General features: G+C 69.0%; 11 protein-coding genes. 8 read left to right on the forward strand and 3 right to left on the reverse strand.

Going from position 1 to position 15,037, the window contains the following annotated elements; genetic code table 11:
- Positions 1-6: 6 nt before the first annotated feature.
- From K338_RS0114925 to K338_RS26465, 7 genes are all read left to right on the forward strand, one after another.
- A complete protein-coding gene (locus K338_RS0114925; protein WP_022918971.1) occupies positions 7-1,140 on the forward strand; it encodes an extracellular solute-binding protein in 1,134 nt (377 codons plus the stop codon).
- Complete coding sequence (locus tag K338_RS0114930; protein WP_022918972.1) at positions 1,140-2,030, forward strand: carbohydrate ABC transporter permease; 891 nt, start codon at positions 1,140-1,142, stop codon at positions 2,028-2,030. The genes K338_RS0114925 and K338_RS0114930 overlap by 1 nt, the downstream gene beginning before the upstream one ends.
- Positions 2,027-2,872, forward strand: coding sequence for a carbohydrate ABC transporter permease (locus tag K338_RS23050; RefSeq protein WP_022918973.1), 846 nt, complete (start codon positions 2,027-2,029; stop codon positions 2,870-2,872). The genes K338_RS0114930 and K338_RS23050 overlap by 4 nt, the downstream gene beginning before the upstream one ends.
- A gap of 118 nt (positions 2,873-2,990) precedes the next feature.
- The gene (locus K338_RS23055) at positions 2,991-4,052 is read left to right on the forward strand and encodes a LacI family DNA-binding transcriptional regulator (RefSeq protein ID WP_022918974.1); all 1,062 of its coding nucleotides are present in this window, start codon (positions 2,991-2,993) and stop codon (positions 4,050-4,052) included.
- Between the two features lie 214 nt (positions 4,053-4,266).
- Positions 4,267-8,169: a lamin tail domain-containing metallophosphoesterase family protein gene (locus K338_RS0114945; protein WP_022918975.1), complete on the forward strand. Its 3,903-nt coding sequence runs from the start codon at positions 4,267-4,269 to the stop codon at positions 8,167-8,169.
- Between the two features lie 68 nt (positions 8,170-8,237).
- Positions 8,238-8,708 carry a ribose-5-phosphate isomerase gene (locus tag K338_RS0114950; RefSeq protein WP_022918976.1) on the forward strand — a complete coding sequence of 157 codons (471 nt, stop codon included), beginning with the start codon at positions 8,238-8,240 and terminating at the stop codon, positions 8,706-8,708.
- 71 nt (positions 8,709-8,779) lie between these two features.
- The gene (locus K338_RS26465; RefSeq protein ID WP_281166624.1) at positions 8,780-8,905 is read left to right on the forward strand and encodes a hypothetical protein; all 126 of its coding nucleotides are present in this window, start codon (positions 8,780-8,782) and stop codon (positions 8,903-8,905) included.
- 4 nt (positions 8,906-8,909) lie between these two features.
- Here K338_RS26465 and K338_RS24655 read toward each other — a convergent pair whose 3' ends face one another.
- The 3 genes from K338_RS24655 to K338_RS0114970 are packed head-to-tail and all read right to left on the reverse strand — an operon-like array spanning position 8,910 to position 12,959.
- Positions 8,910-9,941 carry a class I SAM-dependent methyltransferase gene (locus K338_RS24655; RefSeq protein ID WP_169579562.1) on the reverse strand — a complete coding sequence of 344 codons (1,032 nt, stop codon included), beginning with the start codon at positions 9,939-9,941 and terminating at the stop codon, positions 8,910-8,912.
- A 37-nt stretch (positions 9,942-9,978) separates the two neighbouring features.
- Positions 9,979-12,591 (reverse strand): glycosyltransferase, encoded by a 2,613-nt coding sequence (locus K338_RS0114965; RefSeq protein ID WP_022918979.1) that lies wholly within the window; start codon positions 12,589-12,591, stop codon positions 9,979-9,981.
- Positions 12,588-12,959: a hypothetical protein gene (locus tag K338_RS0114970; protein ID WP_022918980.1), complete on the reverse strand. Its 372-nt coding sequence runs from the start codon at positions 12,957-12,959 to the stop codon at positions 12,588-12,590. Before K338_RS0114970 ends, K338_RS0114965 begins: the two co-directional genes overlap by 4 nt.
- Before the next feature lie 110 nt (positions 12,960-13,069).
- Here K338_RS0114970 and K338_RS24660 point away from each other — a divergent pair, with 110 nt between their 5' ends.
- The gene (locus K338_RS24660) at positions 13,070-15,010 is read left to right on the forward strand and encodes a glycosyltransferase (RefSeq protein WP_157612501.1); all 1,941 of its coding nucleotides are present in this window, start codon (positions 13,070-13,072) and stop codon (positions 15,008-15,010) included.
- The last annotated feature ends 27 nt before the right edge of the window (positions 15,011-15,037 follow it).

The raw sequence follows: 15,037 nt of genomic DNA on the forward strand, positions 1-15,037 counted from the left end.
CTTACCATGTCGACGTTCCTTGACCCGAACGGGCAGACCGGACGAGATGTCGCACTGCGTGAGCTGATCGACTCGTTCGAAGAAGAACACGAAGGCGTCACCGTGGAGGTCCAGACCTCGCAGTGGTCGATGCTCGCCCCGCAGTTCATGGCTGCGGCAGCATCGGGCAATGCACCTGACCTCGCGTGGGTTACCGTCCTGGACCTGGATCCGGTGCTCGAGAATCAGTTGTTCTCCGACATCTCCGGTGCGTTCTCAGACGAGGACAAAGAAGATCTGAACGACGCTTTCTGGGAGCGGCTGACCGAAGGGGAGGAGACCTACGGCGCGGTGCTCTCCCGCGTCGCCATGGGGTACCTCTACCGAGCGGACCTCTTCGAGGAGGCCGGTATCTCACCGGAGGACCTGGACACCTGGGACAAGTTCACCGACGCCGTCAGCGAGCTCGCTGACGACGACCAGTGGGGCTTCTGCCAAGGCTTCAGTGAAGCCACCTCCGATGTCACGACGCTCGCGGCCCGGATGATCCACGACCAGGGCACCCTGTTCGCCGACGACGGTTCGCCGATGTGGGACACCCCGGAGGCCGTCGGGGCGCTCGAGTACACGGTGGGTCTGGTCGAGGACGGCATCACGCCGCCCGATTCGGTCACCTGGAGCAGCGAAGACCCCTATGAGCAGTTCTCGGCAGGCAACTGTGTTGCTGCGATGGCCGCGGCCACTCGGGTGCCGACGATCCAGGAACAGGCAGGTGAGGACCAGACCGGCTTCGCATTGTTCCCCTCCGGTGAGGGCACGTCGAATGCAATCAACGGCTGGACCGTCGGGGTCTGGTCGGGGAGCGAGCACCAGGAGGCTGCCGCTGAGCTCGCCGCCCACCTGATCAGTCCCGAGGCGGACCGGTTGTGGGTGGAGACCGCTGGGCAGTCGCCGGCGCGGCAGTCCACGGCCGAGGAGCTCGAGCTGCCGGAGTTCCTCCAGGTGGCTGATGCCGCATTCGACGACGGCTGGCTGCCGCCGGCCGGCAGCGGCCCAGACTATCGCCCGGTGATGAACCAGATCGTGCTCGATGTGATGACCAACGGGCAGGATCCGGCAACGGCACTGCAGAACGCTGCCGAAGAATTCGCCGCTGACTGATGGCAGCTGCACCAACAATCCGGGGAGGGGAGCGGCGCCTCGCCGCTCTCCTCCTCGCACCGACCGCGATCCTGTTGCTGATCGTCCTGGTCCTGCCCACGCTCTTCGCGTTCGTGTACAGCCTGCTGGATCTCCGGCTGGCGACCGTCGCTGGCTTCGCAGGTCTGGAGAACTGGCAGAAGACGGTGTTCAGGCCCTCGACCGTGCCCCTGCTGATCCGCACCGCAGTCTTCGTGGCCGGCACCGTCTTGCTCACCGTGGCCCTCGCCCTCCCGATCGCCACCTGGCTCGATCGACTCACCCGCAATCGCTCGTTGGCGATGCAGGTCGTGGTCATCGTTCCGTGGGTGCTCTCCACCGTGGTGGCCTCCCTGCTGTTCCGGTGGACCTGGCTGGAGAGCCTGGGCATCGGGTCCTGGCTGGCCGACGTTCTCTTCAGCTCGAGAATCACCCCGCTGCTGGAACCGGCAAGTGCGATGGTGAGCCTCATCCTGGTGGCCACCTGGCGCACGCTCGGCTTCGCTGTGCTGCTGCTCGTGGCTGGGCTGAAGTCGGTCGACGCGGAGATCTACGAGGCCGGGAGGGTCGACGGCGCGTCGACGCTGCAACGCTTCTGGCTGCTGACGGTTCCGCTGTTGCGGACGTCGCTGACCATCGTCGTCATCGTCCTGCTGGTGAGCAGCCTGAACAACGCCGAGGTACCACTGGTGGTCACCGGTGGCGGTCCCGGGGACGCCACCATGACGTTGGCACTGCAGATCTATCAGACGGCGTTCACCGATCTGGACTTCGGCGGGGCCGCGGCACTAGCGAGCGCGGCCATGGTGATCAACATCTTCCTTGTTCTTGCCTATACGAGGATGAGCAGGATCGGGAGGCCAGACCAATGAACCGCCAGCGGCAGAAAGCATTTGCCGGTCGCCTCGCGGCGATGGTCGGGGTTGCCATCATCGCCGTGGTCAACCTGCTTCCCGTGCTGTGGGGCATGGCCACATCGCTCAAGCCAGTCCAGGAGATCCTGTCACCGCAGCTAAAGTTGTGGGGATTCAGCGCCACGACCCAGCACTACGAGACTGTCATCTTCGGTAGTTTCGGCACCGCATTCATGACCAGCCTCGGGTACGGCATCGCCGCGACCTGCGTCGCCGTCATCCTGGCGTCGATGACGGCCTATGCGTTGGACCGCCTCCGATTTCGGCTGAGGCAGCTGGTGTTCTACATCATCGTCGCCTGTGTTCCGCTCTCGATGGGTGCGGCGATCCTGGTGGTCCCCACTTACATCTACTTCACCGCGCTGGGAGTCAGTAACCAGTGGTACACCCTGCCGGTGATCTATCTGGCCCTCAATCTGCCACTCGCCACCTGGGTGATGAAGGGGGCCATCGAGGGCGTGCCCACCGAGCTGGACCAAGCCGGCAAGATCGACGGCCTCTCGAACATGGGAATTCTCGTCCGGGTGATCATTCCCCTGTGCCGGCCCGGCCTCTTCGCCGCCGGAATGTTGGTCTTCATCGGGGCGTGGAGTGAGTTCCTGGCCGGGAGCGTGCTCGTGCAGAGCCCCAGCCTGCGACCGGTGCAGGTGGCCATCTACTCCTACATCACTGCCTTCGGCCGGGCCTGGGGTCCGCTGACCGCGGCCGCGATCCTCGCCGTCGTACCGATCCTGGTGCTCCTGTTCGCTCTCGGCCGGCACCTGGTGAGCGGACTCATGAGTGGATCCGTGAAGGGCTGACCGGGATGAGTCGTCCGACCCAGCGCAGCCCCGCTCGTAGGGTGAGGAGGACGTCGGTTGATCGAGGAGGCGCCACGATGCTGGCAGAGCACGGGTACGGCCGCACCGGGTGTGCGCCATGACCTTGGAGGAGACGCGACCGCCGACGATCAAGACCATCGCGCAGAACGTGGGGATGACCGCGAACACCGTCTCGCGGGCGCTCCGCGGCTCGGGCAGCATCAGCCCGACCACCCGGGACAAGATCCTCGCCGAAGCACGCCGACTCGGCTATGTGCCCAACGCTGCTGCCCGCGCACTCGTGCTGGGCTCGGCGAACAGCCTGGGCCTGGTCATGACGAACCCGTCGAACCCGTTCTACTCCGAGCTGTTTAGCGTGATCGAGCGGCGGAGCCGCAAGGACGGGTACCTGCTGCAGCTGTCCGCCACGGAGGAGAATCTGCAGAACGAGGAGAGCGCCGTCGATGCGATGCTGCGGTGGCGGGTGGACGGTGCGATCGTGGTGGCCACGCAGGGTTCCGATGCGCCCTGGCAGCGCCTGATGGCCAACGGTGTGCCGATGATCTGCGTCAATCGACCGCTGCTCGAGGTGGACTGTGAGCTGGTCGGGATCGACTACGAACAGGGCGCGTACGACGCCACGCTGCATTTGCTGGACAGTGGCCACTGGCCGCTCGTGGTCTTCGAGGAGGACCTGGAGATCAGCACGGTGCACTCCCGGATCGCCGGCGTGCACCGGGCGTTGGGTGTTCGCGGGCGGGCGGCGGAGGAGGTGTCAATCGTGCGGATCGAGAGCCTGCGGGACAACGACAGCACACTGCCGTGGCAGCCGCAGTCCGCGTACGAGGAGGCGCACCGCCGACTGGCCGGCACGCCCCGAGGTACCGGCGTGATTGCGGGCAACGACTTCCTTGCCCTCGGCGTCTATCGCGCTGCTTACGAGCTCGGGCTGTCCATCCCGGAGGATGTCGGCGTGTGCGGGCAGGGCGACCACCCCTTCTCCGCGTTCCTCACCCCTGGGCTGACCACAGTGCGTTCGCCGGTCCAGGACATCGGCGCCGCCGCCGTCGACTGGATCATGGAACGCATCCGCGGGGCCCCACCGGCGCCGCCGACCCATCGCCGGTTCGCACCGACGCTGCAGGTGCGAGGCTCCACGATGGCGCGGAGCACCGGCTGAGCAAGGACCAGACCGACCGCGTCTTCGCAGGAGGAGAGGGGAAGACAGTATTCACGCCTCGGGCACGTGGCGTTCATCGTGCCCACCTAGCCTGTCAGCGCGCAGCACCGAGGCGGCGTCGCTGATCACCACACTCTCACGAGCGACGTTCGCTCGTGCTGCCGCCCCCTTCGCCGGCGGCGATCGTCAACTTCCAGGAAAGGTATCGACGGCTATGCCACGTTCACCACGGAACAGCGGCAGGATCGATCTGAAGCGCACGCTGCGGCGGCACTGCAGCGCCCTCGCGGCCGGAGCCCTGCTCGTCACCGGTGTCGGCCTCACCTCCGCCTACGGCGCGGTCTCACCGCCGGCCGGGGATGTGCCGCGACCGACCGACTCGGACTACCAGGTGCTGGTCAGTGAGATGGCCAACGGCGGACCCGCAGGGGACACGGACGACTTCTTCGAGCTGCAGAACTTCGGCGACGAGCCGGTCGACATCTCCCAGTGGAACCTCTATCACTGCTCGAGCAAGGGCAACCGGTTCAAGGAGCCCGCCGTCGTCGTCGAGGACGGCACCGTTCTTGAACCCGGGGAGATCTACACGGCCGCCGGCCAGGGCGCACTGTCCGGCTCAGAGGTGGATGCGCGGTACGAGACCTCGGCATCGAACGCGGGATTCGGGGTCTACATCGAGGACGAGTACCGGAACCGGATCGACTCGATGGCCGTCCATCCGAACCAACCGTGGCAGACCACCAGCGACTGCAGCGACGGCGCGAACCTTCCGAACACGCTGAACTACATCACCGGCGAGAGCTGGCAGCGGGTGAGCGCCACCGGGGAGGCAGCCGCCGACTGGGTGAAGGCTCCCCGCACCCCCACCGCCACCAATGCCACCGAGACGGTGCCCTCGTTCAGCCACCGCGGCGAGATCTACATCAACGAGATCGCCAGCGGCAGCTCCCACCATGCCGGGGACGACTTCATCGAGCTGCGCAACTACGGTGACGAATCGGTCGACATCTCCGGCTGGCAGCTCTACAAGTGCTCCACGACCGGCATCATCCTCGAGGACTATCTGCAGACCACGATTGCTGACGGGACGGTCCTGGCGCCCGGTGAGATGTTCACCGCCGGGCACCGGCTGCGGTTCAGCGGAGGCTTCGGTGACGAGGAGGGTCAGGCACAGGCGGAGCTGGCATCGGTCTATGCCTCCACCGGCACGTTCGGCGGTGCGCTCGCCGACGAGAACGGCGACTTCGTCGACGGCGTGTTCGCCAGTTCCACCAACACCGACGGTGCCTGCCAGATCGGCGAGACGAAGCTGGCGCACCAGACCGATCTCGGCGCGGACGAGTCCTTCCAGCGGGTGGCCACCTCCGGCGATCTCGAGGAGGACTGGGTGATCGCTCCGCGGACCCCGAACGGCGCCAACGCGGCAGCCGAGGACAGCATCGCCGCCGAGGCGCGCGAGGATCGTGGCCGCGAGGGAGTCCGGGTGAGTGAGCTCGCCACCGATCCGGCCGAGCTACCGGACGGCGTGGTGCAGCAGAACTACTTCGAGCTCGGCAACTACTCCACCGAGACCGTGGACCTCTCGAACTGGACGGTGCGGACCTGCGAGCCCGAGGGGCCCCGCTCCCTCGACGTCCTGCTCACCGTGGCCGAGGGCACCACCCTCGCCCCCGGAGAGGTGTTCCTGGCCGCGCTCGCGGGCACGGATGCGGCCGAGGGCGCGCAGGCCGGCTACGACTCAGCACTGTCCCTGGTCGGGACCGGACTCTGGATCGAGGACTCCGACGGCGCACTGGTGGACAACGTCAGCATGCTGTCCCGGAACGCCGGCGACAGCGTCAACGACCCCTACAGCCCCTGCACCCAGGGCCGCTCGTTGACGACCTACCTTCCCGACCGGGTGGCCGGCGAGACCTATCTGCGGTCCCAGTTCACCGGGAGCAACTACGCCGATTTCGTCGCCGCAACCGGGACCCCAGGCTCGATCGACGAGGTCGATCCGGTCGATCCGGCCGTGCCGCCGGCGGGGGCCACCGATCCGGTGAGTGTGCCGACGTCCCACCGCAGCGATACTCCGGAGGGCGAGAGCACCCGAGGGGACGAGGGGGATCGGCTCACCGCCACCGTGCAGGATCAGGACGGCGACACGCTCGATGTCACCGTCCGTGGTGGCCGGAGCATCCCGGTGGCCGACCTGCTCACCCAGGCGTACACCGGCGTCAGCGAGCAGGCACCACTGGCCGGGCCGGTCGGGGACGACGAGGAGGAGATCGCCGGGGAGAACCCCGACGGTGCCGAGGTCGTCGACAGCGGGTACGGCTACCCCTACCAGCGCTTCGTCCTGGAAACCGGCACTGCTCAGACCACCCTTGCCCCCGGCGACGAGATCGTCTGGTCGGGCAGCACGAGCGGGCGCAACGAGCTCCAGCTCTACCTCTGGGACCCCGCAGCTGCCGCCTGGCGCCTCGCCGATGCCGCAGTGCCGTCCGAGCAGGGGGTGGTCACGCTCACGGCGGGTCTGCAGGCCGGTGACCTGGAGGCGGAGGAGCTCAACGTGCTCGTCCAGAACGGGCCGCGGACCGAGTCCACCCTCACCGAGACGTTCGAGGAGTTCCAGGACCCCGGCGAGTTCGACTTCTCGCTGGTCCACATGACCGACTCGCAGTACCTGGTCGAGTCCTACCCTGCCGCCTACACCGCGATGATGAGCTGGACCTTGGCGAACCGGGAGGCACGCCAGATCGAGTTCATCGTCAACACCGGCGACATCATCCAGAACTATCAGCGCGCGGAGCACAATACCGACCGCGCCGTGGACGAGTTCGTGATGGGGTCGCGGATCCACTCCCTCCTCGACGACGCCGGGATGCCGAACAGCGTGCTCCCGGGCAACCACGACAACAAGAACGGCCGGGACAGCGACCTGTACAACGAGTACTTCGGCCCCGACCGGTATGCGGACCAGCCGTGGTACCTCGGCTCGCGGGAGCCGGACCGCACGGACGCGAACGTCACCACGTTCCAGTACGACGGCGCCGAGTTCGTGGTGATCTCGCTCGCCTACGGCTACAGCCAGGCGGACCTCGACTGGGCACAGGAGGTGATCGATGCTCACCCGGACAGCAACGTCATCATTGCGGCACATGAGCATGTGATGCCGGCGAGCCGGGCGACCGACCCGCCGATCGAGGCCCGTCGGGCCGATTTCGACGCCGGGCGGTGGCTCTCTCGCGGGGACGTGCTCTGGGACACCATCATCGCGCCGAACCCGAACGTCGCGATGGTGCTATCCGGGCACCGGAACGGGGTCGGCACCATCGTCACCGAGGATGCCGGCGGGATCCCCGGGCACACCGTGGTGGAGATGGTCGCCGACTACCAGCAATTCCACACCGAGCGCGGCGCACGGGACACCGCGTTGCTGCGCCTGCTCCAGGTGGACCTGAACGGTGAAGCGATGGCGGTGAACACCTACTCGCCGACCGAGGACGTCCACCACGGTCAGCACTTCGACTACCCCTCCCCGGTGACCGACGTCGCGGACGGGCCGGAGGTGCGCAGCAACGAACGGTCTTGGAACCTCATCGCCGATGGTGTGCAGGGCCGGTACGTCGGCGAGGACGACGAGTTCCTCGTGCCGATGCGGTGGCAGTACGAGAAGTCGGTGCACACCTCCTTCCTCGGCGTCGCCGCCGAGCCGACGCAGCTCGGTGCCACGCAGATCGAGGGCTCGGGCACGTTCGAGAGCCTCTGGCCGCAGACCCAGGCCGCCCCGCAGGCCAGTGAGCGCATCTGGTGGGTCTCGGCGACCGACCCGAGCGGACGTACGGTGACCTCGATCCCGCTCCTGATCGACGCGAGCGATGACGGCCAGAGTCCCACCGAGCCGCCGACCGAGCACCCGACCGAGGACCCGACCGGAGACCCACCACCGGACGGCTCGGAGGACGGCTCGTCGACGCCCGGGGCGCAGGAGGGCCCCGAGGCCAGCGCCGACAACGGCTGGCTGCCGAGCACCGGAGCCGGACTCCTCGGGCTGGCGGTCCTCGCGCTGCTGGCACTCGTCCTCGGTGCCACCGGAGTCACGCGACGACACCGAGCACGGGTGAGACGCTAGGACCCCGACACGCCGGGACCATGACGAACCAGGAAGTTGACCCATTCCAGCGGAGGAGCTGAGCACTGATGTCCAGCACGTGGCGGATCGTCGTCGGAAGTGACGACGCCGGTTATGAGTACAAGACGGCGCTCAAGGCGCTGTTCGAGGCCGACCCGCGGGTGGCGGAGGTGACCGACGTCGGCGTGACGTCGCAGGAGCACACCATCTATCCTGATGTCGCCGTCGAGGCCGCCGGCCGGCTCACCCGCGGGGAGGCTGACCGGGCCCTGCTGATCTGTGGGACAGGACTGGGTATGGCGATCACGGCGAACAAGGTCCCGGGGGTGCGGGCGGTCACCGCGCATGACAGCTATTCGGTGGAACGCTCCGTGCTGTCCAACGATGCGCAAGTGCTCACCTTCGGCCAACGCGTCATCGGGCTCGAGGTCGCCAAACGTCTGGCCTCGGAGTGGCTCGACTACCACTTCGACGAGACCTCGGCCTCGGCGGAAAAGGTGGCAGCCATCCGCGCCCACGAGGAGTCCCAGCCGCGTTGAGCTCCGGCGGTGGGCAGTTCTCCCCGCCGGGAGCGGCCGGAACGACAGTCGAGGGGCCTAGCATCAGCGCTGTGAGACAGATCGCTGCAGTGGTGGGAAGGATGCTGGATGCCGTCGGGCTGACGGCATCCAGCCCGGAGCAACGACCTGCTGAGCACCTCCGCCACGGAGAAGTCACCGAGGACGGTGCCGGGTAGCTGCTCAGGCGGTGCGCAGGCGCAGCAGGACGGCGCGACCGGCGAGCTCGTGCTCGACCTCCAGCGAGTAGGTCTCCCGCCAGGCGTCCAGGACTGCGACCTCGTCCGGGCGGTCTGCATCGTCGAAAAGGATGCGTGCATCGGGGGCGAGGCGGTCGTCGAGCACGGGCAGAGCGGGGTAACGCGCCAGCTCGCCGGTGGCCTTCGGTGGGCCGTCGACCACGAGCAGCTCGATGCCGGTCAGGTCGGTCAGATCGGTGGAGTACCAGGGCATCGGTCCACGGGGAGTGTCGGTGGGGGCCAGTGGTGCGTGCCGGATGTGCGCCCACTGTTCGAGACCGTGCTCAGTGATCACCTGCGCCGTGGCGGCGGCATACTCGGTGTCGTGGTCCAGTGCCACGACGCGGCCGGAACCGTTGCGGCGGAGTGCGTAGGCGATCCAGAGTGTCGAGGTGCCAGAGCCGCACTCGAGCACGAGCCGTGGGCGCAGCCGTGCGACGACGTTCACGAGCTCCACCAGCGCGGTGGGCTCCATCGCCCAACCAGCCACTTCGGGTAGCGGTGCATCGGGTGAGAACTGCTCGTGCAACTGAAGCAGGGCCTGGATCTGGGTGAGGTTGTCCCGGCTCCGCATCCGTCGATCCCGGTGGAGTGCGCGGCGGTGCTTCACGGCGTCTTCTGTCTGCTGCGCGAGCAGTCCCTCTACCTGGTCGAGACGGTCCAGCACGGCCTCGGAGTGATCCCGCGCCTTCCCCGCTGCCCGGGCCGAGACGTTCAGCTGCCGACCGAGCTCCTTGAGCTCACTCTCCTGGGTGGACGTCCGCGCGGCAGCGGTGCGGAGCTCCGCCCGGTTGCGGCGCACGTCCGCAGCCAGGTCCGACAGCCGTCGCCGTGCATCCATCTGCAACAGGATGATCGTGGCCAGTGCAATCAGCGCGAACCCCCCGGCCAACCCCTCCCCGCGCCAGATGAGCAGGGCAGCACCGAGGACGGCCGCCAGCACGACGGCGATCATCACCAGCTGACGTCTGGGCACCGCGCCTCCTCTTGCCGGGTGGTGCCCTGAGCGTAACCTAGGGCCCCCAGGTGCCGACCCTCGCCCCGCCTGTCTGCGAGCCTGACGCTGCTGGTGGCGCCGCCAGCTGGGGCCCGGCTCCGGCGTCGGCGTGGGCGAGCGCATGCATCCGGGCTGCGAAGCCCTGGTAGCCGAACCGTTCGCGCACTCGTCGCAGCGAGACCGCCACCTGCGCCCGGTAGCGGGCCGGGTCTGCGGCCAGCTGAGCGACCAACGGGACCACCTCGTCCGGCTCGGCATAGAGCACGGTGTCACCGAAGGTGTCTCGGTGCTTCGGCGAGACGATGGTGAGCACGCCGCTGGCGGCTGCCTTCAGGATCACCCGGCCGAAAGCCTCGTGCGCACCAGGGTTGTCCAGGTAGACGAAGAAGTCGAGCTCGGAGAGGAAGTCGCGGACGTCCCGCGACTTGTGCGCCGACAGCTCCCAGCTGCCCGGAACCCGGGTGGAGCGACCCGACTGGCGGAGCAGACGTGGCACCGTGCTGGTGGCACCCATCATCCGCACCCTGACCTGCGGCCCGAACCCGTAGCCGGTGAGCAGCTCGTCAGCGGAGGAAGGGAACTTGATCCGGTCGTCTCGGGAGTAGCGCCCGACCACCACCGGGCTGCCCACCGGACGATCCTTGCGCACGTGCCAGGCATCGGCGTCGATCAGACCCACGTTGTCCCAGTGGGCCAGCGGAGCACCGCCGGCCTGCTGCAGGGCGCGGCGCACGGTCGGCCCCTGCGGCACCCAGGTGGGTGGCACACCGAACAACGCGGTGGCGTTCGCGGTCACGTCCGCCGGCAGGTAACGCTGGTCCGAACCGTCCGGTTCGCACGGTGCCTGGTTGGCGACGATCAGCACCCGGTCTGGTCGGACCGCACCGAGCACGCGGGGCGGGTACTGCAGGATCGGTGGGTAGCGCAGCAGCAGGGTGCCGATACGTGCCTGGTCGTCCACGTGCACCCAGTCCACCTCACCCGCGGCGAGCAGCTGCCGGACCGGCACGCACAAGGCATCGTCGCGGCGGGTCATGAACCGCAGCGCCTCCAGATGCATGATGCCCACCCGCAGCCCGGCCCCGCGGCAGGCTGCGATCTCGGCGAGCATCGAGTTCTGGGGCCCGCCGTGCCGGCGCCAGTCGCCGGCGAACACCACGTCGTACGCTGCGTGTCCCACGGCCTCGCTGGCCGTGCCGTCTGCTTCGCCCGCCTCGGCCACCAGGGCGGTGGTCGCGGCTGCCGGGGCTGCCCAACGCCGCGGTGCCGGGAAGGGCCGTTCGCCGGACGGGTCCAGGTACGCCGGCGCCCCAGCACCGATCTGCGCATGCCAGTCCCGGTGCGCCTGCTGGTAGGCGTTCCTGGCCGTGTGCCGCCAGCCGGCGGAGAAGTCGGGGGCTGACAACGAGCCGGGGTCGGCGCGCAGCAACGTCAGTGCCACTTTCGTGGTCACCACCACAGGACGGGCGAACGCCGCCTCGAGCCGGCGCATGAACTCGGTGTCAGCGGCCTTGCGCACAGGGTCGTAGAAACCGACCCGGGCCATCACCCGTTGACGCCGAAACATCAACGAGGTGGCAGCGGGGACCACCACATGGTAGCCGGGCCGGGTGACCACCAGCTCCGGGGTGACCCTGGCACCCCATCCTCGGGTGGCGAGCACGCCCCCGGAGGCCAGCAACGGAGCGGCCCCGGTGGCGAGGTAGGCCGGATGCGCCCAGTCGTCGGCATCGAGGAACGTGACCAGCTCACCACGAGCCTGGGCGAGCGCCACGTTCCGGGCGCAGTAGGTACCGCCGTTCACGCGCCGGTGGATCACCCGCACCCGCGGGTCCACCGCTTCCGCAGCGGACCACAGGCCGGGGACGGCGGCCGTGGACGCGTCGTCGACCACGAGCAGCTCCCACTGCTGCCAAGTCTGGTCGCGGACCGACCGGATCGCGGTGAGCAGCTCCGGCCCGGGGTCGCGGGCAGCCATGATCACGGTGATCAACGGTCCGCCGGTGACCGGTGCACTCAGGTCGGCACCGAGCCGGTCGAACGGAGTCGGGCCGGCCCCGGGCAGCAGCTCCAACGGAGCGAAGGAGCGCTTCAACAGGGCGCCGTTGAGCTCGGCCAGCCATGGATCGAGCTCCTCGGGCCCACCGGGGAGGAACGGGTTCAGCAGGTCGGCGACCATCCCGCGGTGCTGCCGTGCCGGCAGGTCGGCACCGGGCAGCAGCCGGTGAGCAGCCTCGTGCCTGCGCAGGTGCACCAGCAGCTGCAGGTACAAGGTGGCATGATCACCCAGCGCGCGCAGACCACCTGCTCCGGCGAGAGCGTCGAACAGGCCGAGCGCCGCCTCTTGGTCCGCGAGCTCTCCGGTCTGCAGGGCCAGCACCCGGGCCAGGTCGCCAGCCCACCGGGGATCAAGCCGGTTCCGCACTGCGCGAGCGTCCAGCCCTTGCCCGGGCAGCGCGGCGATCTCGGCCGAGGAGAGCCGGCCCAGCCCTGCCAGGTGGGCGAGCACCTCCCGACCCGCCACCGAGCGTGTGCGCAGCAATGTGGCCGCCAGCGCTCGCGGGTCCTTCTGCGCCCGTGCGGCGTGGTCGGCGTGCACGGCCGCGGAGCTCAGGCCCCGCACTGTCACGGTTGCCGCACCCCGGCGCGAGCACGATCGGAGCTGGCGGCCAGCAGGGCAGCGGTGGCGGCGTCCAGGCTGTCCTGGGCCCGGTCCAGACGGCCGACGTACTGCGCTTGAAGCAGCCGGATCGTGCCGAGCAGGTCCTCGTGCGTGGTGGACGGCGGCGTTCGGCTCGTGGTGGTCACCACCGCCCGCGCCCCGTACCGGGCGCGGGCGCGCTTGTTGGTGTCCAGGGTGAGCGCCCCGACGAGCAGGAGCAGCACGGCCAGACAAGCCTCCGGCAACCAGGGGTGGCCACCCGCCGCCGTCACCACGGCGAGCAGTGCCGGCAACGCCAGGGCAGCCAGGCCGAGCACGACCTTGCGGGATCTCACGCGCCTCGTCCTCCTGCTACTCTCGCGGTGTTCATCATCACGGTGCCTCCTTGGGTGCGGTCGAACGGAGCGGAACTTCCCCGACCACACCAGAGCCGAAGGATCGCAGCGTGACGGCCAGATTTCTCTCCGATGAACACTCGGTAACCATCGCTCGGATCTCCCACGATCGGGTGCGCCGCAGCCCGGTGGGCTTCGTCCGTGCCGCCCTCCGCAGCGGGTCACGTCCCGTGCTGGACCTGCTCGCCCGTGCGGTGACCTGTGGAGAGCACGAGCTCGGCGGACTGCTCGAGTACCTCCACGACGGTGACGTGCCGACCGTCTGGTTCGACTCTCGCCGCCGCGCAGCCTTCGTCTGCCTGCTCACGGCACTGTCCACCGACGGCCGGCACGGTGACGCCGCCCTGGCCGGCTGGTCGGCGATGCAGCGGGCACGCGGCGCGACCGTCCTCGGTGAGACGGCCCAGCTGCTGCTCGCCCAGCTGTCGCTGCACGCCGGCCGTGACGACCTGGTGCGCACCGTCCTTGCCACCGGCCAACGGCTCAGTCCCACGGTCCGGCACTACCTGGAGGTGGACCTGGCCAACCCCTACCGCAGAGAGGACCTGATCACGGTGCGGCCCGCAGACCACGACCGTTGGGAACGGCTCCTCGGTGAGCCGTTCCTGGCCGCTGGACTGCAGCCGCCCACGGTGAGCGCTGCGGAGGCGACGTTGTTCGACGGGCTGAGCGCGCCGTCGTCGGCATTCACCGCCGGCCCGCTGGTGAGCGTGATCATGCCTTCCTACCGGCCGGACGCCGGTCTGCTCACCTCGGTGCGCTCGATCCTCGGGCAGAGCCACGCGCACCTGGAGCTGATCATCGTCGACGACGCCTCCGGTCCCGGCTATCGGCACTGGTACGACCGGGCGGCGTCGCTGGACCCGCGGGTGCAGGTGCTCACCCTGGACCACAACGGCGGTACCTACCCGGCGCGCAACGCTGGCCTGCGTGCGGCCGCGGGGGAGTACATCACCTTCCAGGACAGCGACGACTGGTCGCACCCGGAGCGGTTGCGCCTGCAGCTGCGAGCCCTGGTCAGGGACACCGACGCGGTCGGGTCGGTGAGCGAAGCGGTCCGCGCGACCGATTCCCTCACGCACCAGTGGCTCGGCTACCCGCCAGTGCGCAGGAACGCCTCCTCGCTGATGATCCGGTGCGAGGTGCTCAGCCAGGTGGGACCGTTCGACCGGGTGCGCAAGAGCGCCGACTCGGAGTTCTACGAACGGATCCAGCACGCCGCCGGACCGGTGCTGGACGTGCCGGTGCCGCTGGCGATCACCCGACTGCGTGCCGGCACCCTCTCCCGGGCAGACTTCCGGTACGGCTGGATGCACCCCGAACGCCTGCTCTACCGGGAGTCCTACCGGCACTGGCACCGCACGGCTGCGGACCTGCGTATGCCGGCCGACGGGCCGCGACCGTTCCCGGCACCGGCGCCGTTCCTCACCCCACCTGCAGAGCGCGAGCCCGTCGAGGTGGATGTGCTCCTGGTGACCGACCTGTCCGCCGGCGGTGTGGACCTGGTCGGGCTGGACGCGCTCCTGGACCAGGCCGGTGCAGTGGGGCTGACCGTCGGCATCGTGCACCAGGAGGATGCCCTGCGCGCCCGGGAGAAGCGGCCGGACCTGGAGCCGGAGGTGCTCGAACGTTCCGCCCGCGGCAGGTGCGAGCTGCTCGCACCGACCACGCCGGTCGCCGCCCAGACCGTGGTGGTGCCGGACCCGCAGCTGCTGCTCACCCGGCGACACCCTGCACCGCTGGTGCACACCAACGCTGTGCTCGCCCTGATCCGGGTGCCCGCCACGGCAGAGGAGGTGCTGGACCACCTGGAGGTGGCCGATGCCGCAGAGGCGGCGTTCGGGCGGCGGCCCCGGTGGGTCACCACCACTGAGACAGACCGCGCCGCTCTCACCGAGGACGGCTTCGGTGGCCTGGGGCTGCTCACCGAGGAGCTCGCCCTCCTCGCCGAGGACGTCGGTATGATCGGCGAGGGCGCCGCGGAGTTCTGACCTGGCAGCGTCCGCGACCCGCAGCCC

Origin of the sequence: Ruania albidiflava DSM 18029, from assembly GCF_000421225.1 — a bacterium.
Taxonomy (GTDB): domain Bacteria; phylum Actinomycetota; class Actinomycetes; order Actinomycetales; family Beutenbergiaceae; genus Ruania; species Ruania albidiflava.